Source organism: Staphylococcus simulans (assembly GCF_047037175.1).
GTDB lineage: Bacteria > Bacillota > Bacilli > Staphylococcales > Staphylococcaceae > Staphylococcus > Staphylococcus simulans_C.
Genome location: NZ_CP178241.1, coordinates 2,206,119 through 2,231,996 on the forward strand (window position 1 = coordinate 2,206,119; position 25,878 = coordinate 2,231,996).

The 25,878-nt window shown below is 37.6% G+C and carries 24 protein-coding genes, 2 rRNA genes and 2 pseudogenes; 27 read left to right on the forward strand and 1 reads right to left on the reverse strand.

Annotation, left to right across the window (positions count from 1 at the left end; translation table 11 throughout):
* The first annotated feature begins 147 nt into the window (after positions 1-147).
* From ACFCT9_RS10595 to lip, 12 genes are all read left to right on the forward strand, one after another.
* A 23S ribosomal RNA gene (locus ACFCT9_RS10595) occupies positions 148-3,071 on the forward strand.
* A gap of 71 nt (positions 3,072-3,142) precedes the next feature.
* A 5S ribosomal RNA gene (gene rrf / locus ACFCT9_RS10600) occupies positions 3,143-3,257 on the forward strand.
* 150 nt (positions 3,258-3,407) lie between these two features.
* Positions 3,408-4,745 carry an aminotransferase class I/II-fold pyridoxal phosphate-dependent enzyme gene (locus tag ACFCT9_RS10605; RefSeq protein ID WP_412519179.1) on the forward strand — a complete coding sequence of 446 codons (1,338 nt, stop codon included), beginning with the start codon at positions 3,408-3,410 and terminating at the stop codon, positions 4,743-4,745.
* Between the two features lies 1 nt (position 4,746).
* Entirely contained in the window at positions 4,747-5,367 is a 621-nt protein-coding gene (gene tmk / locus ACFCT9_RS10610; RefSeq protein ID WP_412519181.1) for a dTMP kinase, read from the forward strand.
* A gap of 207 nt (positions 5,368-5,574) precedes the next feature.
* On the forward strand, positions 5,575-5,904 hold the full coding sequence (locus ACFCT9_RS10615; RefSeq protein WP_002481885.1) for a cyclic-di-AMP receptor: 330 nt from the start codon (positions 5,575-5,577) through the stop codon (positions 5,902-5,904).
* Between the two features lie 153 nt (positions 5,905-6,057).
* Positions 6,058-6,984: a DNA polymerase III subunit delta' C-terminal domain-containing protein gene (locus tag ACFCT9_RS10620; RefSeq protein WP_412519183.1), complete on the forward strand. Its 927-nt coding sequence runs from the start codon at positions 6,058-6,060 to the stop codon at positions 6,982-6,984.
* The gene (locus ACFCT9_RS10625) at positions 6,985-7,791 is read left to right on the forward strand and encodes a stage 0 sporulation family protein (RefSeq protein WP_412519185.1); all 807 of its coding nucleotides are present in this window, start codon (positions 6,985-6,987) and stop codon (positions 7,789-7,791) included. It abuts the gene before it with no gap.
* A 16-nt stretch (positions 7,792-7,807) separates the two neighbouring features.
* Positions 7,808-8,179, forward strand: coding sequence for a DNA replication initiation control protein YabA (gene yabA / locus ACFCT9_RS10630; RefSeq protein ID WP_412519187.1), 372 nt, complete (start codon positions 7,808-7,810; stop codon positions 8,177-8,179).
* 112 nt (positions 8,180-8,291) lie between these two features.
* Positions 8,292-9,020, forward strand: a complete 729-nt coding sequence (locus ACFCT9_RS10635) for a tRNA1(Val) (adenine(37)-N6)-methyltransferase (RefSeq protein WP_412519188.1) — start codon at positions 8,292-8,294, stop codon at positions 9,018-9,020.
* Positions 9,010-9,267: a GIY-YIG nuclease family protein gene (locus tag ACFCT9_RS10640; RefSeq protein WP_412519190.1), complete on the forward strand. Its 258-nt coding sequence runs from the start codon at positions 9,010-9,012 to the stop codon at positions 9,265-9,267. The genes ACFCT9_RS10635 and ACFCT9_RS10640 overlap by 11 nt, the downstream gene beginning before the upstream one ends.
* A 1-nt stretch (position 9,268) precedes the next feature.
* Entirely contained in the window at positions 9,269-10,105 is an 837-nt protein-coding gene (rsmI, locus tag ACFCT9_RS10645; RefSeq protein ID WP_412519192.1) for a 16S rRNA (cytidine(1402)-2'-O)-methyltransferase, read from the forward strand.
* A 157-nt stretch (positions 10,106-10,262) separates the two neighbouring features.
* Positions 10,263-12,203, forward strand: a complete 1,941-nt coding sequence (lip, locus tag ACFCT9_RS10650) for a YSIRK-targeted triacylglycerol lipase (protein ID WP_412519193.1) — start codon at positions 10,263-10,265, stop codon at positions 12,201-12,203.
* A gap of 96 nt (positions 12,204-12,299) precedes the next feature.
* Here the strand turns inward: lip and ACFCT9_RS10655 are convergent, their stop codons facing one another.
* Positions 12,300-13,346, reverse strand: coding sequence for a DUF1672 family protein (locus ACFCT9_RS10655; protein ID WP_412519195.1), 1,047 nt, complete (start codon positions 13,344-13,346; stop codon positions 12,300-12,302).
* A gap of 290 nt (positions 13,347-13,636) precedes the next feature.
* On the opposite strand from ACFCT9_RS10655, the pseudogene ACFCT9_RS10660 reads away from it, so the two are divergent.
* The 15 genes and pseudogenes from ACFCT9_RS10660 to ispE all read left to right on the forward strand — a co-directional run bounded on the left by ACFCT9_RS10660 (position 13,637) and on the right by ispE (position 25,866).
* Positions 13,637-13,928 (forward strand): annotated as a pseudogene (locus tag ACFCT9_RS10660) (WXG100 family type VII secretion target).
* A 675-nt stretch (positions 13,929-14,603) separates the two neighbouring features.
* Positions 14,604-15,320, forward strand: a complete 717-nt coding sequence (locus ACFCT9_RS10665) for a DUF5079 family protein (RefSeq protein WP_412519197.1) — start codon at positions 14,604-14,606, stop codon at positions 15,318-15,320.
* Complete coding sequence (locus ACFCT9_RS10670) at positions 15,292-15,567, forward strand: DUF5085 family protein (protein ID WP_412519199.1); 276 nt, start codon at positions 15,292-15,294, stop codon at positions 15,565-15,567. Before ACFCT9_RS10665 ends, ACFCT9_RS10670 begins: the two co-directional genes overlap by 29 nt.
* Before the next feature lie 46 nt (positions 15,568-15,613).
* A complete protein-coding gene (locus ACFCT9_RS10675) occupies positions 15,614-15,727 on the forward strand; it encodes a hypothetical protein (protein ID WP_412519200.1) in 114 nt (37 codons plus the stop codon).
* Positions 15,696-15,965, forward strand: coding sequence for a DUF5085 family protein (locus ACFCT9_RS10680; RefSeq protein ID WP_412519202.1), 270 nt, complete (start codon positions 15,696-15,698; stop codon positions 15,963-15,965). The genes ACFCT9_RS10675 and ACFCT9_RS10680 overlap by 32 nt, the downstream gene beginning before the upstream one ends.
* Before the next feature lie 168 nt (positions 15,966-16,133).
* Positions 16,134-16,532 (forward strand): IS200/IS605 family transposase, encoded by a 399-nt coding sequence (gene tnpA / locus ACFCT9_RS10685; protein ID WP_412519203.1) that lies wholly within the window; start codon positions 16,134-16,136, stop codon positions 16,530-16,532.
* A gap of 5 nt (positions 16,533-16,537) precedes the next feature.
* Positions 16,538-17,613 (forward strand): annotated as a pseudogene (locus tag ACFCT9_RS10690) (RNA-guided endonuclease InsQ/TnpB family protein).
* A gap of 151 nt (positions 17,614-17,764) precedes the next feature.
* Positions 17,765-18,163 (forward strand): DUF5080 family protein, encoded by a 399-nt coding sequence (locus ACFCT9_RS10695; protein WP_412519205.1) that lies wholly within the window; start codon positions 17,765-17,767, stop codon positions 18,161-18,163.
* A gap of 24 nt (positions 18,164-18,187) precedes the next feature.
* Entirely contained in the window at positions 18,188-18,559 is a 372-nt protein-coding gene (locus ACFCT9_RS10700; protein WP_412519207.1) for a hypothetical protein, read from the forward strand.
* Positions 18,560-19,266: 707 nt separating this feature from the next.
* The gene (gene metG, locus ACFCT9_RS10705; RefSeq protein ID WP_412519208.1) at positions 19,267-21,273 is read left to right on the forward strand and encodes a methionine--tRNA ligase; all 2,007 of its coding nucleotides are present in this window, start codon (positions 19,267-19,269) and stop codon (positions 21,271-21,273) included.
* Positions 21,274-21,424: 151 nt separating this feature from the next.
* Positions 21,425-22,198 carry a TatD family hydrolase gene (locus ACFCT9_RS10710; protein WP_412519210.1) on the forward strand — a complete coding sequence of 258 codons (774 nt, stop codon included), beginning with the start codon at positions 21,425-21,427 and terminating at the stop codon, positions 22,196-22,198.
* 541 nt (positions 22,199-22,739) lie between these two features.
* Positions 22,740-23,291 carry a ribonuclease M5 gene (rnmV, locus tag ACFCT9_RS10715; protein ID WP_412519211.1) on the forward strand — a complete coding sequence of 184 codons (552 nt, stop codon included), beginning with the start codon at positions 22,740-22,742 and terminating at the stop codon, positions 23,289-23,291.
* Positions 23,292-23,294: 3 nt separating this feature from the next.
* Positions 23,295-24,182, forward strand: a complete 888-nt coding sequence (gene rsmA, locus ACFCT9_RS10720; protein ID WP_412519213.1) for a 16S rRNA (adenine(1518)-N(6)/adenine(1519)-N(6))-dimethyltransferase RsmA — start codon at positions 23,295-23,297, stop codon at positions 24,180-24,182.
* A gap of 99 nt (positions 24,183-24,281) precedes the next feature.
* Positions 24,282-24,545 carry a biofilm formation stimulator Veg gene (veg, locus tag ACFCT9_RS10725; RefSeq protein ID WP_002481909.1) on the forward strand — a complete coding sequence of 88 codons (264 nt, stop codon included), beginning with the start codon at positions 24,282-24,284 and terminating at the stop codon, positions 24,543-24,545.
* A 466-nt stretch (positions 24,546-25,011) separates the two neighbouring features.
* Positions 25,012-25,866 carry a 4-(cytidine 5'-diphospho)-2-C-methyl-D-erythritol kinase gene (ispE, locus tag ACFCT9_RS10730; protein WP_412519214.1) on the forward strand — a complete coding sequence of 285 codons (855 nt, stop codon included), beginning with the start codon at positions 25,012-25,014 and terminating at the stop codon, positions 25,864-25,866.
* Positions 25,867-25,878: the final 12 nt, after the last annotated feature.

The following is a 25,878-nucleotide window of genomic DNA, read 5'->3' on the forward strand; positions in this document are numbered from 1 at the left end:
GTACATTGAAAACTAGATAAGTAAGTAAAAAATAGATTTTACCAAGCAAAACCGAGTGAATTAGAGTTTTAAAAGCTTTATTCATTTAAATGAATCGCTAGTAATCAATTGCCGATGGCAAACGATTACTCACAATATTAATAACGTGATTAAGTTATTAAGGGCGCACGGTGGATGCCTTGGCACTAGAAGCCGATGAAGGACGTTACTAACGACGATATGCTTTGGGTAGCTGTAAGTAAGCGTTGATCCAGAGATTTCCGAATGGGGGAACCCAGCACAAGTTATGTTGTGTTATCGACATGTGAATACATAGCATGTCAGAAGGCAGACGCGGAGAACTGAAACATCTTAGTACCCGCAGGAAGAGAAAGAAAAATCGATTCCCTGAGTAGCGGCGAGCGAAACGGGAAGAGCCCAAACCAATGAGCTTGCTCATTGGGGTTGTAGGACACTCTATACGGAGTTACAAAGGAATAAATTAGACGAATCACCTGGAAAGTTGAACCAGAGAAGGTAAAAGTCCTGTAGTCGAAAGTTTATTCTCTCTTGAGTGGATCCTGAGTACGACGGAGCACGTGAAATTCCGTCGGAATCTGGGAGGACCATCTCCCAAGGCTAAATACTCTCTAGTGACCGATAGTGAACCAGTACCGTGAGGGAAAGGTGAAAAGTACCCCGGAAGGGGAGTGAAAGAGAACTTGAAACCGTGTGCTTACAAGTAGTCAGAGCCCGTTAATGGGTGATGGCGTGCCTTTTGTAGAATGAACCGGCGAGTTACGATCTGATGCAAGGTTAAGCAGCAAATGTGGAGCCGCAGCGAAAGCGAGTCTGAATAGGGCGTTGAGTATTTGGTCGTAGACCCGAAACCAGGTGATCTACCCTTGGTCAGGTTGAAGTTCAGGTAACACTGAATGGAGGACCGAACCGACTTACGTTGAAAAGTGAGCGGATGAACTGAGGGTAGCGGAGAAATTCCAATCGAACCTGGAGATAGCTGGTTCTCTCCGAAATAGCTTTAGGGCTAGCCTCAAGTGATGATTGTTGGAGGTAGAGCACTGTTTGGACGAGGGGCCCCTCTCGGGTTACCGAATTCAGACAAACTCCGAATGCCAATCAATTTAACTTGGGAGTCAGAACGTGGGTGATAAGGTCCATGTTCGAAAGGGAAACAGCCCAGACCACCAGCTAAGGTCCCAAAATATATGTTAAGTGGCAAAGGATGTGGTATTGCCCAGACAACTAGGATGTTGGCTTAGAAGCAGCCATCATTTAAAGAGTGCGTAATAGCTCACTAGTCGAGTGACACTGCGCCGAAAATGTACCGGGGCTAAACATATTACCGAAGCTGTGGATTGTCCGTAGGACAATGGTAGGAGAGCGTTCTAAGTGCGTCGAAGCATGATCGCAAGGACATGTGGAGCGCTTAGAAGTGAGAATGCCGGTGTGAGTAGCGAAAGATGGGTGAGAATCCCATCCACCGATTGACTAAGGTTTCCAGAGGAAGGCTCGTCCGCTCTGGGTTAGTCGGGTCCTAAGCCGAGGCCGACAGGCGTAGGCGATGGATAACAGGTTGATATTCCTGTACCACCATTTATCGTTTTAAGCGATGGGGGGACACAGTAGGATAGGCGAAGCGTGCTGTTGGAGTGCACGTCTAAGCAGTGAGACTGAATGGTAGGCAAATCCGCCATTCTTAAGGTTGAGCTGTGATGGGGAGAGGAAACATGTTTTCCTCGAGTCGTTGATTTCACACTGTCGAGAAAAGCCTCTAGCTAGATAACTGGTGCCCGTACCGCAAACCGACACAGGTAGTCAAGATGAGAATTCTAAGGTGAGCGAGAGAACTCTCGTTAAGGAACTCGGCAAAATGACCCCGTAACTTCGGGAGAAGGGGTGCTCTTTAGGGTTCACGCTCTGAAGAGCCGCAGTGAATAGGCCCAAGCGACTGTTTATCAAAAACACAGGTCTCTGCTAAACCGTAAGGTGATGTATAGGGGCTGACGCCTGCCCGGTGCTGGAAGGTTAAGAGGAGTGGTTAGCTTCTGCGAAGCTACGAATCGAAGCCCCAGTAAACGGCGGCCGTAACTATAACGGTCCTAAGGTAGCGAAATTCCTTGTCGGGTAAGTTCCGACCCGCACGAAAGGCGTAACGATTTGGGCACTGTCTCAACGAGAGACTCGGTGAAATCATAGTACCTGTGAAGATGCAGGTTACCCGCGACAGGACGGAAAGACCCCGTGGAGCTTTACTGTAGCCTGATATTGAAATTCGGCACAGCTTGTACAGGATAGGTAGGAGCCTTAGAAACGTGAGCGCTAGCTTACGTGGAGGCGCTGGTGGGATACTACCCTAGCTGTGTTGGATTTCTAACCCGCACCATTGATCATGGTGGGAGACAGTGTCAGGCGGGCAGTTTGACTGGGGCGGTCGCCTCCTAAAGTGTAACGGAGGCGCTCAAAGGTTCCCTCAGAATGGTTGGAAATCATTCATAGAGTGTAAAGGCATAAGGGAGCTTGACTGCGAGACCTACAAGTCGAGCAGGGTCGAAAGACGGACTTAGTGATCCGGTGGTTCCGCATGGAAGGGCCATCGCTCAACGGATAAAAGCTACCCCGGGGATAACAGGCTTATCTCCCCCAAGAGTTCACATCGACGGGGAGGTTTGGCACCTCGATGTCGGCTCATCGCATCCTGGGGCTGTAGTCGGTCCCAAGGGTTGGGCTGTTCGCCCATTAAAGCGGTACGCGAGCTGGGTTCAGAACGTCGTGAGACAGTTCGGTCCCTATCCGTCGTGGGCGTAGGAAATTTGAGAGGAGCTGTCCTTAGTACGAGAGGACCGGGATGGACATACCTCTGGTGTACCAGTTGTCGTGCCAACGGCATAGCTGGGTAGCTATGTATGGACGGGATAAGTGCTGAAAGCATCTAAGCATGAAGCCCCCCTCAAGATGAGATTTCCCAACTTCGGTTATAAGATCCCTCAAAGATGATGAGGTTAATAGGTTCGGGGTGGAAGCATAGCGATATGTGGAGCTGACGAATACTAATCGATCGAAGACTTAATCAAATTTCAAGTTTTGATTGGTCGAATTGAAATTTACTTACTATCTAGTTTTGAATGTATAATACATTCCATTGTCTGGCGACAATGGCAAAGAGGTCACACCTGTTCCCATGCCGAACACAGAAGTTAAGCTCTTTAGCGCCGATGGTAGTCGGACTTACGTTCCGCAAGAGTAGGACGTTGCCAGGCAAACATGAGATCCTGTAAAGGGTCTCTTTTTTTATGTCCTTTTTTAAAATTTGATAATGAAACGATAGGAATTCTTTTATTTCTCATCGTTGATGTAGAATCAAATATGTTAAAATAGAAATTAATGACCAAACCGAAGGTAGTGGAAAAATGAGTGTGCCTTTAAATCATCAACTTAAAGCTTTTCTCAAGCAACAACCTATTTCTTTTCACGTGCCGGGTCATAAAAATATGACCATCGGTACATTACATGAGTTGGATTTAGCAATGGATATTACTGAAATCACTGACTTTGATGACTTGCATCATCCTGAAGGAATATTAAAGGAAAGTATGCAGACATTAGATAAGCATCCAAACTATGATGGCTTTTATTTAGTGAATGGTACAACTTCAGGGTTGCTATCAGTGATTCAGGCAACTTCTAGAACAGAATCACCGATAGTAATGAGTCGTAATGTGCATAAATCAGTTTTTCATGGCTTAGATTTGGCTCAAAAAGAAGCTGAAATCTTACCGATGACAGTGAGTGATGTCACGCATCAGTATGTTGCGCCATTAAATGATCAAAAAGAAAAATCCAATAGTCTAGTTATTGTGACCTACCCGAATTATTATGGCGAGTTATTTGATATCGAGACATTTATTAAGACACAACATGCGAAAAATACGCCTGTGTTAGTAGATGAAGCACATGGTGCACATTTTGGATTAAAAGGATTTCCTGAATCCTCACTTTCATATGGGGCGGATTATGTCGTGCAATCTTACCACAAGAGTTTGCCGGCATTGACTATGAGTTCTGTCATTTTTATACATAAAGATGCACCTTATCGTGAACAAGTGATAGAATATTTAACTTATTTTCAATCTTCAAGTCCTTCCTATTTAATGATGGCAGGATTAGAACGTGCGCATCATTTTTATAAAACATATGAAAGCACACATTTTTTCACACAGCGTCAACGTTTACTTGATGCATTAGAAGCTGAAGGATTAGAAGTACATGAAATGGATGATCCGCTTAAAGTAACTTTGACTTATGCCGGATATACAGGCTATGACATTCAACAATGGTTAGAAACACAACACCTTTATGTAGAACTCGCAGATGAAGCGCAAGTGTTGTTAGTGTTGCCGATGTGGCATCAAGGTGATCGTTTTCCGTTTGAATTGTTATTAGCACGGATTAATGCATTAAAGTTACCTGAGGTGACAGACGAGGTTTCATCAAGTATTCCGAAGATGCCTAAGCACATTGGATATTACCAGCCTGTAAGGATAACTAAAATGAGAAGCATTGACTTCAACCAGGCTACAGGTCGTGTATTAGCACAACATATTGTGCCATATCCTCCGGGGATACCGGTATTGTATAAAGGTGAACAGATTCAACAAGACATGATTGACGTTATGGAAGCGTGGGTAGCACAAGGAATTAGAGTAGAAGGTATGACACATAGAACTATAAAGATTAAGGATGAATAACATGTCAGCATTTATCACATTTGAAGGGCCAGAAGGTTCTGGAAAAACAACAGTCTTACAACGTGTTTCAGAACGCTTACAAGCACAATTTGAAGTTTTAACAACGAGAGAACCAGGCGGTGTACCCGCAGCTGAACAAATTCGAGAAATTTTATTAGAGGGCGAAGCTGTTGATGAGCGTACAGAAGCATTATTATTTGCGGCATCACGTAGAGAACATTTAGTAGAAAAAGTCTTACCGGCACTAAAAGCGGGAAGAATAGTATTGTGTGACCGCTATATTGATAGTTCATTAGCTTATCAAGGCTATGCGAGAGGTATCGGTGTAGAGGAAGTCAGAGCAATTAATGAATTTGCGATTAATGGTTTGTATCCAGATTTAACAGTGTATTTAGACATTACCGCTGAAACTGGAAGAGCACGTATTCAAAGTAATGCGCGAGATATGAACCGTTTAGATCATGAGAGTATCGCATTTCATCAACAGGTCATTGCAGGCTATCATCAATTAATCGAACAAGAACCAAAACGTTTTGCGGTCATTGATGCAAATCAACCGATTGACGATGTTGTTGATGCGGCATATCAAGTGATTGTCCAACATTTGTCTCATCATGCATAAGCTTGAGATGAATACTCGAGAAGTTGTTGCAAGTGTGCGGGTTCACGTAGTATAATTTGTTAAACTTTAATTACATCAGACCTAAAAGATGAAAATAATATAATAGAAAACATCAAGATAATCAGACATCATATCAGTGATTTCTATTTAGTTTTAAACAGGCTCTACCATCACAATATGCTATAATATTACAAAGAGGTGTTAGTTATGAAAATGGTAATTGCAATTGTTCAAGACCAAGATAGTCAAGAGTTGTCTGACCAACTCGTCAAAAATAATTTCCGAGCGACTAAACTCGCGACAACAGGTGGATTTCTACGCGCAGGCAACACAACATTCTTATGTGGTGTTGATGATGACAAAGTAGATGATTTACTTAATGTTATCAATAAAACATGTGGAAATAGAGAACAACTTGTATCACCAATTACGCCAATGGGCGGCAGTGCAGACTCTTACATTCCATATCCAGTTGAAGTAGAAGTCGGCGGCGCGACAGTATTCGTAATGCCTGTTGATGCGTTCCACAGATTTTAAAGAAAACATGACATAAATTTATGATTCGACATAAATAACAGTCTATAAATAGTGGGGGTCGGGACGAGCGTGTAATCGAGATTGTCAATTAGCAATCAATGATTCAACTCATAAGTTCCTGCCCTTTTTCATTATGGAAAGGTGACAAATTGAATGGATGAATTATCAAGATTGACGAATGCGTATCAATCTGGAAAGCTTTCGCATGCCTATTTATTTGAAGGCGATGATGCACAAACGATGCAGCAAACTGCCATGGCTTTTGCGAAGTTGATACTATGCAATGACAATGAAATATGCCAAGCGAAAGTTGATGCGTTCAATCATCCTGATTTCAGATATGTCACAACAGATGAGACCAATCTGAAGAAAGAAAAGATTGAAGCATTAGTTCATGTAATGAATCAATTACCCGTTGAAGGCAGTCATAAAGTCTATATTATTAACGGCTTTGAGAAACTTACAGTTCAAGGTGAAAACAGTATATTAAAGTTCTTAGAAGAGCCGCCAGAAAATACGATTGCGATTTTGCTATCAACGAAACCAGAACAAATTCTCAGTACAATTCATTCGCGTTGTCAGCACGTTTATTTTAAACCGATGTCACAAGCACAACTCGTGGAACGTCTGAAAGAACAAGAGATATCTAAACCTATTGCTGAAATGTTAAGTACATATACTTCGCAAATCGAAGAAGCGCGTACGTTGAATGAAGAGTATGATTTAGCAAACTTACGCAAAAATATTATCAATTGGTGCCAATTATTATTGACCAATCGCGCGATGGCTTTAATTGCTTTAGTCGATTTGATGAAAGCAGCTAAAAATAAAAAATTACAACAACTGACCTTGTCAGTCGTGAATGCATTCTTTCAAGATATTATGCATGAAAAAGCAGAGATTTCAGGGTACTTGGTATTCTCTGAATTAGAAACAGATATTAAACAATATGCACAACGTTTAACATATGACCAGTTAACGCATATGTATGATCATATAACGGAAGCACATAAAAAATTAACGCAAAATGTGAATCCAACACTTGTATTTGAACAAATCGTAATTAAGGGGGTGGGCTAAATGCTTCAAGTTATCGGAGTACAATTCCAAAAAGCTGGCAAACTTGAATATTATGCGCCGGTTGAAGATGCAGAGCTTTGTTGTGGTGACAGAGTTGTTGTCGAATCTAAACGCGGTGTGGAAGTCGGTGATGTCAAAGATGCTGCACTACAGGTTGATGAAGAAGATGTCACGTTACCATTAAAACCTATTATTCGTGTCGCAACTGATCATGATTTAGAACAATGTGCATGCAATGAAGAAGATGCAGATGCTGCCATGGACTTCTGTAAAGATTCTGTAGAAGAATTAGGATTAGAAATGCGTTTAGTCAATTGTGAGTACACATTAGATAAATCAAAAGTGATTTTCAATTTTACGGCAGATGATCGTATCGACTTTAGAAAGTTAGTTAAGATTTTAGCCGCGAAGTTAAGAACACGTATTGAATTACGTCAAATCGGCGTACGTGATGAAGCAAAATTACTTGGAGGTATTGGACCTTGTGGTCGTTCACTATGTTGTTCAACCTTCTTAGGTGATTTTGAACCTGTATCTATTAAAATGGCAAAGGATCAAAACTTATCATTAAATCCTACTAAAATTTCAGGTGCTTGCGGTCGTTTAATGTGTTGTTTGAAGTATGAAAATGACCACTATGAAGCTGCAAGAGAACAATTACCTGATGTAGGAACAAGAATTGAAACGCCAGAAGGTCAAGGTACAGTTGTAGGCTTAAATATGTTAGACATTTCAATGCAAGTCAAAGTTGAAGGTTTAGAACAACCTTTAGAATACTCAGTTGAGGATTTAGAAGCAATCTATTAAGGGAGGCCACAGGCTTTTGGAACGCAGAGAAATCATGGAAAGACTATTGCGTCTTGAAACCAATGTTAAACAATTGTATCAAGACACAGCGGAATTAAAGACCATCACAACGCAGCTTATAGAAGAAAACGTTGCGTTAGAAGTTGAAAATAGACATTTGAAACAACTAATCGGTCGTTCGCAAGAATCTGAAACTGAACCAGCAGATGTTTCAGACAAGCCTAATCAAAAGTCTAAAGAGAAAAAGAAACCGCGTTTAAGCAGTAAGGAAAATTTAGCAATTTTATATCAAGAAGGCTTCCATATCTGTAAAGGCGATTTATTCGGTAAACATCGTAATGGCGAAGATTGCTTATTTTGTTTACAAACTTTAGAAGAACAATCATAGTACAGGGTTGTTTTAATATCTCAATAGAAAATTTTATTCTATTTGAAACCTAAATGAGAACCTCGAGAGGTTCTCATTTATATACATATTTAATTAAAAATTGGAGCTAATCATGTTGAAAGAAAATGAACGTTTAGATTGTCTATTAAAAGAACAGTTAGAAATTATTCAAAACGATGAGGTCTTTTCCTTCTCGACAGATGCTTTATTATTAGGCCATTTTACACAACTCAGAAAGCGCGATAAGGTGATGGATTTATGTTCTGGCAATGGTGTCATTCCACTTTTACTTTCAGATAAAGGCGAACACCAAATAGATGCGATTGAAATCCAGCCGCAGTTAGTTGATATGGCAGAGCGCAGTATCCGTCATAACCATTTAGAATCACGTATTCAAGTGTATGAAATGGACTTAAGAAACGTGCAACAACAATTTCAACCTTCAAGCTATAATGTGGTCACATGTAATCCGCCGTACTTCAAAACAATCCAAACCCATCAACATCAAAAAGAAGCACATAAAATAGCACGTCATGAAGTGATGTGTACACTGGCTGATTGTGTGAATGCTGCGAAACATTTATTAAAACAAGGCGGTCGTTTTATCATGGTACATCGTGCAGAACGCTTAATGGACGTATTATTTGAATTCAGACAACATCGCATTGAACCAAAAAAGCTGACAATGGTTTATAGTAAACCAGGTAAACCAGCGCATGCGATTCTTGTAGAAGGACGTAAAGATGGAAATCCTGGATTAGATATTGCGCCGCCATTTTATATGTATAAAGCAGATGGCAACTATACAGAAGAAATGAGTGCGATTTATTATGGCGACTGAACATTATATTTATATCGTACGATGTAAAGACGGCACCTTATATACCGGGTATACCAATAACGTTGAGGCAAGAATCGAAAAACACAATGCGGGAAAAGGCGCAAAATATACCAAAACGAGACGTCCAGTAGTATTAGTTTATCAAGAAGGTTATGAAACAAAGTCAGAAGCGATGAAACGTGAATATGAAATCAAGACATTCACCAGAACACAAAAATTACAGCTCATTGAAAGGGGCAAGCAATAACATGGGAACACTTTATTTAGTTGGAACACCCATTGGCAATTTGGCAGATATCACATTTCGTGCCGTAGAGACATTAAAATCTGTCGACATGATTGCCTGTGAAGACACACGTGTCACAAAGAAACTATGTCATCATTATGAGATTGAGACACCTTTAAAATCTTATCATGAACATAATAAAGAGACGCAGACCGAACCTTTAATTGAACTTTTATTAGAAGGCCAAAATATCGCATTAGTTTCAGATGCCGGCTTACCATTAATCAGTGATCCGGGTTATGAATTAGTGGTGCGTGCGCGAGAAGCAGGGATTGATGTTGTGCCGATTCCTGGGCCAAATGCAGGATTGACTGCGTTGATGGGAAGCGGCTTGCCTTCATTCGTGTATACGTTTATCGGTTTCTTACCGAGAAAGGCGAAAGATAAAAAGGCAGTACTCGAACAACGTATGTTTGAAGCTTCTACGGTCATTATTTATGAAAGTCCATTTCGTGTGGCAGATACGCTAAAAGCTATTGCGGAAATTGATGCAGAACGTCCAGTAGCACTTGGTCGAGAATTGACTAAGAAGTTTGAAGAAATTCAAACGGCACCCGTTCATACACTTGTTGATGCTGTCGCAAACGGTGACATTCCAACTAAAGGGGAGTTTGTTATCTTAATAGAGGGAGCAGCACAAAAAGAAGAGACGGAGTGGTTCGCTGAATTAGATATTCATGAACATGTTGAACATTATATTCGACAAAATATGAAACCGAAAAAAGCAATTAAACAAGTCGCTGAAGACCGTCAGATGAAAACAGGAGAAGTTTACGATATTTACCATCAAATTAAGTAAAATTTTTCAATAGTAATATTAAAAATAATAAATTTAACACTGAGTCATACAGAAATATGTTACTTTTAAGTAGTACAGTTAATGATTCATTTCTATTTATGGGAACGTTATTATTTTTCTTTAGTGAGGGACACCGCTAGAACAGGAGACTTTTAAAATGAAGAAAAATAATCACACATACCCTCATTATGCGATAAGAAAGTTTACAGTTGGGGCTGGATCAACACTTATCGCATCTTTTATTTTCATGGGATTAAGTTCATCAGCACATGCGGAAGAACAAGCACAAATATTACACCGAGCATCGACAAATACACAAGAAAATCATCAACTATCAACGTCAATATTCGAAGATAGGACAGTAGCTCAACAAGTAGAAACTCAACCAGATATTTCTGAGAGGAATTCTGAAACGCAAACACACAATACGAATGCCTCATCTTTAGAACATAACGCAAAAGAACAAGACACTACACATATTGAACAAGTGTTACCATCATCAAAAGTTCAAGATGACGTTCAAACGAATCAGGATAGACCGAGTGATACTCAATCTATTCAGACAGAACAATCTACATCATCAAATGTTGATACTGACGCAGCATCATCTGAAACTAACAATGATGCACAAAACGTGACAGAACAAGTTATAAAGCAAACAGAAGCTCCAAAAAATAAGGCAAAAGCTGTTAAAAAGGCAGAAGAGTTCTCTGAAGTAACACAGACGCCTAAATCTGAAACACCACAGACGCATGTATCGTCAGAAGTAGAACCGAAAATCACGCCTGCGCCAGAAATCAAATCATCTCAAAAGATTAATGAGAAAAGTGAAGCGGCACCAACAGAAACGACACAAAAAGAAACAGCGCAAACAAAACCCATACAGCCAACACAACGCACTGTTCAACAAGCAATTGAATCATCTACAGAACGTTTGAAAACTACAGAAGCAAAACAAGCGATTAATCAATATCCAGTGATATTTGTACATGGATTTATGGGTTTTACTGGGGATATGAAACCAGACTTATATCCAAATTATTGGGGTGGAGATAAGTATCGTGTGATAGATGGATTACGCGAAAAAGGTTACGAAGCCTATGAAGCGAGTGTAGGTGCTTTCAGCAGTAATTATGACCGCGCTATAGAGTTGTATTATTATATTAAAGGCGGCACGGTAGATTATGGTGCAGCACATGCGGAGAAATATGGTCATTCTCGATATGGCAGAACTTATGCAGGAGTCTTCCGTGAGTGGGCACCTGGCAAAAAGGTACATATGGTCGGCCACAGTATGGGTGGACAAACAATTCGTCTCTTAGAACATTTCTTACGCTTTGGTAATCAAGAAGAAATAGATTATCAACGTCAACATGGCGGTGAAATTTCCGCTTTGTTTGAAGGAGGCAAAGACCATATGATTGCCTCTATTACAACCTTAGGCACACCGCATAATGGTTCAGCAGCAGCGGATCGTATCGGTAATGAAAAAGCTTTTAAAGATATTATTTATGCGTTAGGACGTATGGGTGGAGGTAAACTCGCAAATATCGATTTTGGCTTTGAAAAATGGGGATTTAAACAAAGAGAGAATGAATCTTATATTGAATACGCACAACGTGTTGCGCAAAGTAAACTTTGGGATACGGATGACAATGCGATGTATGATTTAACATCAGAAGGCTCAGAAAAATTAAATCAAATGACACCGATGAACCCTAACATTGTCTATACGACTTATACAGGTTTGGCGAGTCATGAAGGCATAACGGGAAATCATATCCCGGATATTGGACAATTCTTCCTATTTGATACAACAAGTCGTGTCATTGGAAGTGAGGAGAACCAAGCAATACGCCCAAATGACGGTATCGTTTCTGTGGTATCTTCACTCTATCCAACAGGACAAGCTTTTACCGAATTTACAGATGGCTTGAAAAAAGGCATCTGGCAAGTAACACCAGTCATGAAAGGTTGGGACCATTTAGATTTTGTCGGCTTAGATGCCTTAGATTTCAAACACACAGGCCAAGAATTACAAGGCTTTTATGCAGGTTTGATTAATCATATGATGCGTATAGAAGAATTAGATATCTAAACAATAACGCACCGTTATCCCAAGTGATTTCGGTGCGTTATTAATGTTCATTTATCAAAATGCACATCATCCAATTATTTATTTTCTCGAGTAATTTTATTCTTCATCATACACTCCATAAGATGTTCTATTATTTCCATTTTGTGTGCCATCGTAAGTAGTGATTTCATTACTTGTATAGGTCAATGTATATTCTACTTCACTTTTATCAGGACCTAGTTTATCGTTTTGGATGTCGTGCGCTATGTCTAATAATTTCATAACCTCTTTTTTTCTATTAAAATTGTCATTTGTATCAAAAAAAGTAGTGACTACATATGCTTTTTTGAAACCACCGTTAGTGGTGTATTTCATACTACGATACTTTTCACTGAATTCTTTTTGATTCATTTGAATCAAAGGTTTGTAGTATTTATCATATTGGGCTAAGTCAATAGGATAACCACTTATCCAAAAGAATTCATTTTGATAACCAGAATTTTGTGTTTTGTTTATAGCTTCTTTCGTATAGCCATAATAGTCGTATTTCTTTTGATTATCTTTGAAGTATTGATAAAGTTCATCATATTCTTTTTTATTGGCTTTGTAGTCAAAGCCGCTGACTACTTTACCGATTTGAGTAGATAAGTCATCACTTTCTCCTTTGGCACGTGCAGAGCCTTTATAACCTAAAGAATCAGCAGACATAATAATACTGGAATTAAACACGATGTCGTGATCATCGCAATGTACGAATACTTCTGTGCGCTTATTAAATACATAGAAGGTACATTGTCCTGGTGTATATAAATTATTTTTGTTTGTGAAATAAGGATTAGGAATAATTTTACCGTTATCCATGGCTAATGGTTTGCCATCTATTGTTTTGGCGTGGTCATTAAATTCAGATAACGTGAGTTCATCATATAATAAATCAATATTTATAGGTACTGAAGGTAAGGTATGTTGGTTTCCCGCCTCATTTTTAAGGTGAAATTCTGATTTTTTAGCATAATTATTTTCAGGAAAGTGCTGTGTTTGTCGATTAATATTATTAGTAATTGGTTCGGCTTTTTGTTGTGGTTTTGAAAGATTATTGTGATCATAGCTATATGTATATGAGCCATTGTAAGTGTTAACGTTAAAGTTCGCATTGGGGTGCATCTTTTTTGCTTCTTCTAAGGTTTCAGCGGAAGTAATGGTATTAAAGCAAAATACGTTCAAAATAGTGAGCATAAAAAAGTAATTACTGGTTTTCTGTTATCCATTCTTTTAAGTTCCTTTTCAAATATTTGAATTAAGAGATGAGAGTTAAAACGAAATGTAAAGAATTTGTAAATATGCTATACAAGATGTGTGAAATTATATATGATAAAACAGAAAATTCTTATTACTTATTAATATAAAAAGTGTTTTTCTAAAACTTAAGATAGTAAAAAGGTATATTTAGTGCAATACCTTTAATTAAAATGAGCCCTGAATAGAAAAGAGCTAAATCTCAAGCGTATTTAAATGGTGCTGAACAAATCAGATAAATCTTTTCAGATTTAATACGTGCACAAGGAGAAATAGCTGCGAACTGGGAAGGCAAGTTTTTAACCGTTTTTAGAACAATTCAATCAACTAAGTCCAAAAGTCGAGCAATTCGCACAATTGCTAGAAGAAATCAAACAGCAACTCAACAGCGCAGCTGATACTGTGGAAGAAACAGATCAACAGTTATTTCAAAATTTCGGCTTGCAATAACAAATACTTAATAGTCGTACAGTGAAATGAACGAATATATCATTTTTAATGTTAGGTAATAGAAGGGTGTAAAAATGTATTGTTTATATACCATTTTATATACATGTGTGAATTTAACGCTGTATGACTTAATTTTTAAATATTACATAAATTGAAAGGACTCCACTAGAATAAAGAACATGATAAAATTATTTTACATTTTATTGTCTGATTTTGTCATCATTGCCTCTGTGATTAGTACTTTATTCTTTAAGTACAATTGATAATTTTATTCCTTTTTTTCTTAGTAGTTTTAATTCAAAAAGTGATTGAATATTTTACAATTACGTATATCAATCAAAGTTCATGATTTTAGCGATACGAGGGATAATGTCGTTCATATGTTTTATTATCTTTTGCTTTACATACAATAAACTCAAGTAATATCGAATTGTGAATTGGAAGATGCAGATGAATTTTTCAGGTAGCCATTTAAAAATTATTTTTCAAATTATAAAAAATCAGAGTTAAGCGAGTTACCGGTAGATAAAAAAGACAAGAATTAGATATGGTTAGTTCAATAAGACAATCAGAAGGTTGGTCAACAACGAAGAAAATAGCTAGTAAACTTAGCAATCTTAGTACTATAGAAAGTGGTGCTGATAGCTTTGGAAAGGCAATAGGAGGTGTGTTTAATTGACTAAACGGAAAGAAAAAAATATATATGAAAGTCTTCGAACGCCAGGAACACAAGTATTAAGTTTGTTAACTTTATTTTTGATGCTATTTACAGGATTAATGTTTTTTTTCGGCCTCAAATTGGAAAACATACCAAAATATTTATTTATTTCTACATCGATACAAATAATCATAGCTTTGGCAGGATTTATACCGTTATTTTTTAGAGAAAAACCTAAAGTTTATAAAAAATTCATTAGAAGGTTGAGTATATTTGCTGTTTTATGCGTTGTATCGGCATATAATACTACTTTTGCTACATATAATATATATTTCTATTTAGCAGCACAACATGGTATCGACCTATTTAAATTTTGGATTATAGGAACATTAACGATGCTGATTTGTTTCGGTTTCCAACTAATTCAACAGTTTATACTTTACAGAGATCCTGAAAAGTTCAATGGTAAAAGTGAAAAGGATAGATTTTTTAATAAAATGATTTATCTACTTGTATTCAGGGCGCTCAGATATTTAGTCATTGTACAAAAAATTATTGAATATTTTATGATACCTAATATTGCAGACTCGCGTTTTACAATAATGCTTGTGGCTATGCTGATTTACGGTGCAATGGCATTTTGCACAATTGTGTCTGGTCAATCTGCGTTAGCATTTATTGAATTTAATGAAGAGGAACATTCAAATGGAACTAGACGTACTAATCATGCCTAACTTGGCAAAGATTGAATTTTCAGTTGAACCTGAACATTGGCAAGATGAGATGCTGAAAGTAAAACGTAACTTTATTGATAAAGGCATTTATACCACTGGTCCTATTATTTTTATAAAGGAAATAACAGGATTAGGTGAAATCAGTTATACAACTTATATTGCGCTAAACGATGAAATTGAAGATATTCCAGAATTGAATATCAAGTATGTACCTTCTTTAGAAGTGTTTTCCGACAATTTCTCATAAGTGTTTTGATGATGAGGACTTTGAACAAATATATGAGGAAATAAAAGTGTTTGCTTTAGAAAACGATATTATTTTAAAGGATCAACATTTTTACCATGTAATGGTTGATTACTTTAACGGTCAAGTTTATGAAAGGCAACCAAGTAAATATGCCAGTTGATACACCGTTTGCGCCGGGTGATGATTTAGGATTTAGAACCTATCTTTATATCGATCAGATGTTAGAAGGGCGATTAAAGACCCATCACTATGAAACTGAAGAAAAAGAAGTTTTAGCTGAAATTGAAAATTTTGCGAAACAACATCAACTTCAACGTGTATCACCGTATTATCACGTTATTCACGAAATTGGTGACATGAGTTGGGTTGATATAAAAGTCAAGGTTATGGAAATATAGGTGAAAACACATGATATATTTATTGTTAATTTTAATGGCAGGTTTGTATTACAGATTTAAGAAGCGAGAAAGCCCACGATTTCAATCGTGGGATGAAAGCGATGATATAATTTAAAAACATTCGTACTTGTAAGGAGCAAAGATACGAATGCATGGTATAATAGCGTCATGGAAAACAATTATAGAAGAACAAAAACCACTGTCAGTCTAATCCAGTATCATTTTGTATTTTGCCCAAGATATAGAAGGAAAATATTTCTGAATGAAAGGTTAGTTCATAGATTTAAAGTGCTAATAAGCGAAATAGCGAGCAAGCATGATTTTAAAATATTAGCGTTAGAAACGGATAAAGATCATTGCCATCTATTTTTAAATGCACTTCCAATCTATAGCCCGTCAGATATTATGGCAAAAATCAAAAGAGGAACCAGCAGAATATTAAGAGAGGAGTTTGAAGAACTTAACGCAATGCCTAATCTATGGACTAGAAGTTATTTTGTATCAACGGCAGGAAATGTTTCTAGCGAAACAATCAAGCAGTATGTAGAAAACCAAAGAAAAAGGTGACAACTTTGAGACAAGCGATGACAGTTAAAATCAAATTAGAACCTAACCCAAAACAGCTAGAATTAATCCAACAATCATCACGCTTATATATTGATGTCATTAATACACTCGTTGCTGAAATGGTTGAAGCACAGACACAAACAAAGAAAACCTCCAAGCATATTAATGTACCTTTAAACAGCAGTGTCAAGAATCAAGCAATTAGAGATGCCAAGTCAGTTTTTAAAAAAGCTAAGAAAACACAATATCAAAAGATACCTATTTTAAAAAAACTATTATTGTATGGAATAATCAAAACTATACAATCAATCAGACAAGTATAAGTGTTCCATTTATTGTAAAGGGCAAGTCTCAAAGAATTGAAATTAAAGCTCAAATTTCAAACTACGAAAGAAATATAATTAAAAAAGCGAGTCAATTAGGAGCGCTGCGTATCACCCGAAAAGGAACCAAATATGTCGCACAAATTGCTGTTGAAACACCTGTTGAACAACCCACAGGCATTAAGGTTATGGGTGTTGATTTAGGCATTAAAATACCTGCGGTATGCTGCACAGATGACCATAAAGTAAAGTTTGTCGGTAACGGCAGGGAAAATAAATATATAAGACGCAAACACAATACCAGACGTAAGAAATTAGGCAAAGCCAAAAAACAGAATGCGATAAAAAATTCACGAAATAAAGAACAACGCTGGATGAATGACAAAGACCATAAAGCCAGCAGAGAAATTGTAGATTTTGCTATTCAACATCATGTAGGAATCATCAGATTAGAACAATTATCTAACATCAGAAAACAGACAAGCAAAAGTCGTAAAAACAATCGTTCATTAAGTAATTGGTCGTTCTATAGATTAACAAAATACATTGAATACAAAGCAAACTTAGCAGGTATCAAAGTTGAATATGTTGATCCTAAATATACAAGCCAGCAATGTCCGAAGTGCGGCCATAAAAACAAAGCCAAAGACAGACAATACAAATGTTGCAACTGTGGCTATAAAAGTCATAGAGATATTGTAGGTGCTGAAAATATCATACATGCACCTGTACTTGATGGTAAAAGTCAAGTAGCCTAGTTAACTATATGTTCTGAACTAGGATGGGGTATTGGCATACCCTTAGCTTTAGGCAAGTACAAACTAGAAATAGATGCGTACGGTTTTGCACTAAAGAATCCCACTGCTTTAGCTGTGGGAGTGTCAAATATTTGTACTCATTGTAGGTGTAGTGGTATACGGATGGTTGGCGATTAAATCGTTTTGGACACGTCCTTATAAAGTTAAGCTAAGAAGTTTGGATTATGTCTCAGAACATTCAGTCACTAAGGAACAGTATGAAGATATTGAAAGTATTCAAATCAATCTAGCTTCAGCTAAGTATAAAGGTATTATTTCAGGAGTTATCTCTATTGTTTGTATGATTGCGATTAAATTAAAGTTAACGCCTGTGTTAAAAGATGATTTAGCAGGCGGTATATTTACAATAGGTCTTATCCTATTTTTAATGGTTATTATTTATTTGGTTATTGATATTGTATTAGCAGTTAGGAGAGGAAAATTTTCGTTTATCACACTCAGACCGTTAGGAACGTTGATTTTGTTAATCTTCTATTCAAATGCCATTTAACAACTACAATCTAAGGGGTAAGCTATGAAAAAGATATGTTTGATGAGTTTATGTTTGTTGATGATTATTGTAATGGGTTGTACGAAGGATGATCCGCTTCCAAGCTCGGTAAAAGACGGTTTGCATAATACTGATAGAAAGTTAGAAGCTGTAAAAATATTTGAAATTGATCATAAAAACGTTGTTTATGATAAGAAAGATAAAAAATTAACTTTGCCGCTTCACTTCAAAGAAGATGTAGAACTCCCTCCTAAGCTTATCGGCAGTATGTCGGTTATGCCTTTCTCTGGGAATGAAGATGTCGACCAAGTAGAAGTGAAATATGAATTCAAAGGTAAAAAACATGAATTACATTACAAAAACGACGAACAAGGTTTACTAAAAAAAGTAGAATAACTACTTCATAGGAACGGACACACGTGTGTATTCTTAAATGAGTAGATATGTGTGTCCTGTTCCTAAATACAGGAAAATAAATATATAAAGAACGCAACAACATATCAGAAAAAGTGAAAAAAGCAGAAAAACATTAAAAGTTTGGGCATGGGTTTTCATTGCCCTATCGTTAATTATGCCAATCTTTGGGGTTGGGAGTATGATTTGTAGTGCGAAATACAAAAAATACCAACAAGAACAAGGCGGGAAATTATTAAATATCGCAATCATCGTTACAGTTGTCAGTGTGGCATTTGCGATTATGAGATTATTTAATTAATACTCCAGCAACAGAACGCTTTCTTAGGTTCTGTTGCTTTTTTATATTCACAATGGTGGACATGTGTAATTTCTATTAAAAAGCACATGTTTTCGTGGTGTATAGCAATAACTGTATATATTAAAAGTGCCTTGATTATTGTTCCAAGCGCTTTTTTACGTTAATTTCACATCATTCCTACCGTCTCTATATGCACCGTTCATTAGAATTGTTACAATATATACATATGGAATTAAATCAGTCGGACTGAGATGAAACGTACAAGGACTGTTTTTGCTTTAGACATTATAGCGAGTGGTTTATGACATTGTCATGACGGGGACTGTACATTGAAATCAACACTGAATTTAGATATATTTATTATGGAACATACAAGGAGGAGCATGGAATGGCGAAAGATACATTTTATATAACAACACCAATTTATTACCCGAGTGGTAAATTACACATTGGGCATGCCTATTCAACTGTAGCAGGCGACGTCATTGCGCGCTACAAACGCATGCAAGGCTATGATGTACGTTATTTAACAGGTACAGATGAACATGGTCAAAAAATTCAAGAAAAGGCACATAAAGCGGGCCTAACAGAATTAGAATACCTAGATGATATGATCGCAGGTATTAAAGCGTTATGGGAAAAATTAGAGATTTCTAATGATGACTTTATCAGAACAACTGAAAGACGTCATGAAGAAGTTGTTGAAAAAGTCTTCGAACGTTTATTAGCACAAGGCGATATTTATCTTGGTGAATATGAAGGTTGGTATTCTGTACCGGATGAAACGTACTATACAGAATCACAACTTGAAGACCCAGAATACGACAAGGACGGAAATATTATCGGTGGTAAGAGCCCGGATTCTGGACATGAAGTAGAATTAGTTAAAGAAGAAAGTTATTTCTTCAATATTTCTAAATATGCGGATCGCTTACTAGAATTCTATGATGCGAACCCTGAATTCATTCAACCTCCTTCTCGTAAGAACGAAATGATTAATAACTTTATTAAACCAGGCTTAACAGATTTAGCCGTTTCTCGTACGACATTTGATTGGGGTGTACAAGTGCCATCTAATCCAAAACACGTAGTTTATGTATGGATTGATGCATTAGTAAACTATATTTCAGCACTTGGTTATTTATCAGAGGATGACAGTCTCTTCCAAAAATATTGGCCAGCTGATTTACACTTGATGGCAAAAGAAATTGTGCGTTTCCACTCTATCGTATGGCCGATTTTATTAATGGCATTAGACTTGCCACTTCCAAAACGCGTCTTCGCACACGGTTGGATTTTAATGAAAGACGGTAAAATGAGTAAATCTAAAGGGAATGTCGTAGATCCGAACGTTTTAATCGACCGCTACGGTTTAGATGCGACACGTTACTACTTAATGAGAGAATTACCATTTGGTTCTGACGGTGTCTTCACACCTGAAGCATTCGTTGACCGCACAAACTTTGATTTAGCGAACGATTTAGGTAACTTAGTGAACCGTACGATTGCGATGATTAATAAATACTTTGATGGTGAATTGCCTGCGTATGAAGGTCCTAAACATGAATTAGATGCTGAAATGGAACAATTCGCATTAGATACAGTTCAAGAATACTATCAAAACATGGAAAACTTACAGTTCTCTGTTGCACTTTCAACAGTTTGGAAGTTTATTAGTCGTACAAATAAATATATTGATGAGACAACACCATGGGTGTTGGCTAAAGATGACAGTCAAAGAGAAATGCTTGGTAATGTAATGGCACACTTAGTGGAAAATATCCGCTTCGCCGCTGTCTTATTACGTCCATTCTTAACACATGCACCACGTGAAATCTTTGCGCAATTACACATCAACAGTCCTGAACTTTATGAGTTCGACAGCTTAAACACATATGGTGCATTAACTGAGCCAATTACAGTAACGCAAAAACCTCAACCTATCTTCCCACGTTTAGATACAGAGGCAGAAGTTGCGTTTATTAAAGATTCAATGCAAGGTTCAGCACCAAAAGCTGAAGAAGTAAAAGAAGAAGCGAAAGCAGAAACAAAAGAGGAAGCAGAAGCTAAACCTCAAATCACAATTAAAGATTTCGATAAAGTCGAAATCAAAGCCGCAACAGTCATGGATGCGGAAAATGTGAAAAAATCAGATAAACTGTTAAAAATCCAAGTGGATTTAGGCGAAGAGCAACGCCAAATCGTTTCAGGTATCGCAAAATTCTATGAACCAGATGATATCATCGGCAAGAAAGTCGCAGTCGTGACAAACTTGAAACCTGCAAAATTAATGGGCCGTAAATCAGAAGGTATGATTTTATCAGCAGAAAAAGATGGTGTCTTAACACTAGTCAGCTTACCAAATGCGATTCCAAACGGTGCAGTGATTAAATAATAAAACTTATTCATACAAGCGGCTTGCAGCGAATGCTGTGTGAGCCGCTTCTTTGACGCTCAAATACACTTTCAAATGTTTCGTTGAAAGAGTGGGTATAATAGTAGCGTATGAACGCTAAGAAAAGCAGTAATGAAAGGAGTATAGCATCATGTTAATAGATACACATGTACATTTAAACGCAGAACAATATGATGAGGATTTACAAGAAGTCATCGACCGTGCAAGAAAAGCAGGTGTCGATCGCATGTTTGTCGTTGGATTTGATACACCAACAATCGAGCGTGCTATGGAACTTGTGGAACAATATGATTTCTTATATGCAATTATTGGTTGGCATCCCGTAGATGCGATTGATTACACAGAAGAACGTGAACAATGGATCGAGAAATTGTCTGAACACCCGAAAGTTATCGGTATTGGAGAAATGGGCTTAGATTACCACTGGGATAAATCGCCAAAAGAGGTTCAAAAAGAAGTCTTTCGTAAACAAATTGCACTCGCAAAACGTGTGAACTTACCTATTGTGATTCATAACCGCGAAGCCACACAAGATTGCATTGATATTTTAATGGAAGAACATGCAGAAGAAGTCGGTGGTATTATGCACAGTTTCAGTGGTTCACCTGAAATCGCAGATGTTGTAATTAATAAACTTGGCTTCTATATTTCACTTGGCGGACCAGTTACATTCAAAAATGCGAAACAACCGAAAGAAGTCGCAAAACATGTGCCGTTAGACCGTTTATTAGTAGAAACAGACGCCCCTTATTTATCACCGCACCCTTATAGAGGTAAACGTAATGAACCAATGCGCGTGACATTAGTGGCAGAACAAATCGCAGAATTACGCGGTATCAGTTATGAAGAAGTCGCAAAACAAACGACTGAAAATGCGGAAAGATTATTTAACTTAAATCAATAAGATAATGAAAGTGAAAGCGCCGTTCTATAAAAGAAGGGCGCTTTAGTCATGTCTAAACATATCACTTTATAAGCTTGAATTTATATACGTTATAGGAATGTTATTCTATTTGTGGTGTAATCATCTCAAATAAGTTGGATAGATGGTGGCTAACCCATTCAAAGGGGTGATGCCTATGATGCACAAATCCAGAGAGGATATACGATGAGTGATTATGAAATACTTATGGTCGTATTGACGATGATAGGTCTAGTCCTTATGAGTAATCAGCAAAGGAAATAAAGTCATAAAAAATAACCATCCAACTTTGGTTGAATGGCTGTAAATATTTTACATTCGCCACCGTCTTTTTAACGGGCCCAGAGGGATAACATATTAGAGCAGAGTGTCTTCTATTTAATGAAACCATAGTATTAGCTATCTTTGGACTTCAAAGCATATTATTGAAAAAAGATACAATTTAACAGAGTGATGTTTTATTTTTCATGCTGGCAGATATGGTATAGTATTAAAGTTAACACTGTGAAAGGTGACGAAAGCGATGAAAATAAATGAGTTTATTGTGGTAGAAGGCCGCGATGATACAGAACGTGTTAAACGTGCAGTAGAATGCGATACAATAGAAACGAACGGCAGTGCTATTAATGCAGAAACGCTAGATGTTATTCGTTATGCTCAAGAAACAAGAGGCGTGATTGTTTTAACGGATCCAGATTTCCCGGGTGATAAAATTCGTAATACAATTCGTGAACAGGTGCCGGGTGTGAAACATGCGTATATTGACCGTGAAAAAGCAAAAAACAAACGTGGTAAAATTGGAGTAGAACATGCTTCGTTTGAAGCGATTAGAGAAGCATTGATGCATGTGTCTTCGCCATTTGAAGAAGGCATGGAATCCATCAGTAAAGACGTCTTAATCGATTTAGGATTGATTGTTGGTCCTGATGCACGACATAAGCGAGAGGTACTAGGCCGTAAATTACATATTGGTCATTCAAACGGCAAACAACTCTTGAAGAAATTGAACGCATTTGGTTATACAGAAGCAGATGTCAGAGCTGCTTTGAATGAAGATAAAGGAAGTGAAACGTAAGCGATGAAAAAAGATATAGCAACACCAACACGTACGCGTGCCTTGTTAGATAAATATCAGTTTGATTTTAAGAAAAGTTTAGGACAAAACTTCTTAATCGATGTGAACATCATCCATAAAATTATAGAAGCAAGTGCCATTGATGAAACCACAGGTGTCATTGAAGTCGGACCGGGCATGGGATCATTAACGGAACAATTAGCGAAACATGCGAAAAAAGTAGTCGCATTTGAAATTGATCAACGCTTAATTCCTGTTTTAGAAGATACATTATCAGATTATGACAATGTGACGGTGATTAATGAAGATATTTTGAAAGCAAATGTAGTAGAAGCGGTACAAACCTACTTTTCAGATTGCGATAAGATTATGGTAGTTGCGAACTTGCCATATTATATTACAACGCCAATCTTATTAAATTTAATGTCTCAACCACTACCGATTGATGGCTATGTTGTGATGATGCAGAAAGAAGTCGGGGAGCGTTTAAATGCGGAAGTGGGCACAAAAGCTTATGGCTCACTATCGATTGTAGCGCAGTATTATACTGAAACATCTAAAGTACTGACTGTGCCGAAAACAGTCTTTATGCCGCCGCCAAATGTAGATTCAATTGTGGTTAAATTGATGAAACGTCCTGAACCGATTGTGTCTGTAGACGATGAAGATCGTTTCTTTAAAATGACAAAAGCCGCATTTAGTCAACGACGTAAAACGATTGCGAATAACTATCAAAGCTTATTCTTCGATGGTAAAAAACTAAAGGATCAGATTAAAGTTTGGCTTGAAGAGAGTGGTATTGATCCAAGACGCCGTGGTGAGACATTATCTATTAAAGAATTTGCGCATTTGTATACTAACTTGAAAAATTTCCCGGAATTAGAGTTTTAAAATATTGACATGCCGCCTTACGATTGTTAAAATTTAAATTTTATTTGACTGAATGGCTATAAATGTGTTATAATACAATTTGTAGCGAGGTGGAGCAATATGCCAAAATCAATTTGGGAAATCAAAAATGCACTTGAGTGTCATTTAGGAAACCGTATTGTACTTAAAGCAAATGGTGGTCGTAAGAAAACAATCGAACGTTGCGGCGTGTTATCAGAGACATATCCGGCGGTATTCGTTGTTGAATTAGACCAAGATAAACACAACTTTGAACGTGTATCTTATACATACACTGATGTGTTGACAGAAAACGTCCAAGTTTCGTTTGTGGATGAAAATCACCAGGATGCAGTTGCACACTAGAATATCATAAACATTGAAGCTATAGGCTTCGTATAAAAAGAGGAATCCTGACTTAGGATTCCTCTTTTTATCTTTGTATATGTTTTTGATTTTAGATATTAGCGGTTTGCTTTTCGGTCTTTGAACTTTGTACTTCTTCAGATTTTAGCTTTCCATTTATGACTTTTATTATGAACGTTGAATGACGTTATCACCCTATAAGGTTGATAGTTGAGGTGTTGTCGTGTGCCATAGTGTGCATTTTGAAGCGTGAATATAAAATATCTTCGCAACTTAGTTAAAACTTTTTCATTTTCATAACATTAAGCACTGTGATATATGGTAATGTTCGTGTTATAATAGCACTAATGCAAATGATGAACGTCATTATAATGCTGTGAAGAAGGGGAACCCCCTCTCGTCACCGAAGAGGTGTAGCAGACATTTCTGAACTAAAGCAAATTTAACAGTAAAGGTGGGCGGTAAGATGATATATGAAAAGGCACCTGCCAAAATTAACTTCACTTTAGATGCACTTTATAAAAGAAATGATGGGTTTCATGAAGTTGAAATGGTAATGACTACGGTGGACTTGAATGACCGCGTTACTGTTGAAAAGCGTGAAGATCAACGTGTTGTTGTACAAGTGGATTATAATTTTGTGCCAGAAAACGCGAAAAATTTAGCGTATAAAGCAGCCATGCTGATGAAAGAAACGTATCAAATCCAACAAGGTGTAACGATTGTGCTGGAAAAAGAGATTCCAGTATCAGCGGGTCTTGGCGGTGGTTCTGCAGATGCGGCAGCCACAATGCGTGCAATGAATCGTTTGTTTGAACTTGGCTTGAGCTTGGACGATTTAAGTCGTTTAGCAAGTCAAGTAGGCTCTGATGTGCCTTTTTGTATCTACAGTAAAACAGCAGTGTGCACAGGCCACGGTGAGCAAGTACATTTGTTGAAGCGGCCACCGAAAGCTTGGGTAGTCATTGCAAAGCCGAACGTTGGTATTTCGACACCTTGCGTGTTTCAAGCGTTGCGTATTGAAGAAACACCACAGCAAGCGACAAAATCAGATGCATGTATCAAAGCAATTGAAGACGGAGATTATAAGCAAATCTGTGCATCGCTATCTAACAGCCTAGAAGCGATTTCCATGGACATGCATCCAGACATTCAAAAGCTGAAACAAAATATGCTTAACAGCGGTGCAGATGGCGCGTTGATGAGCGGCAGCGGTCCGACAGTGTACAGCTTAGCGAAACATTATAAGCAGGCACAAAATATCTATAATGCGGTACACGGATGCTGTAACGAGGTTTATTTAGTCAGATTACTAGGTTAAGAAAGGGAGGAT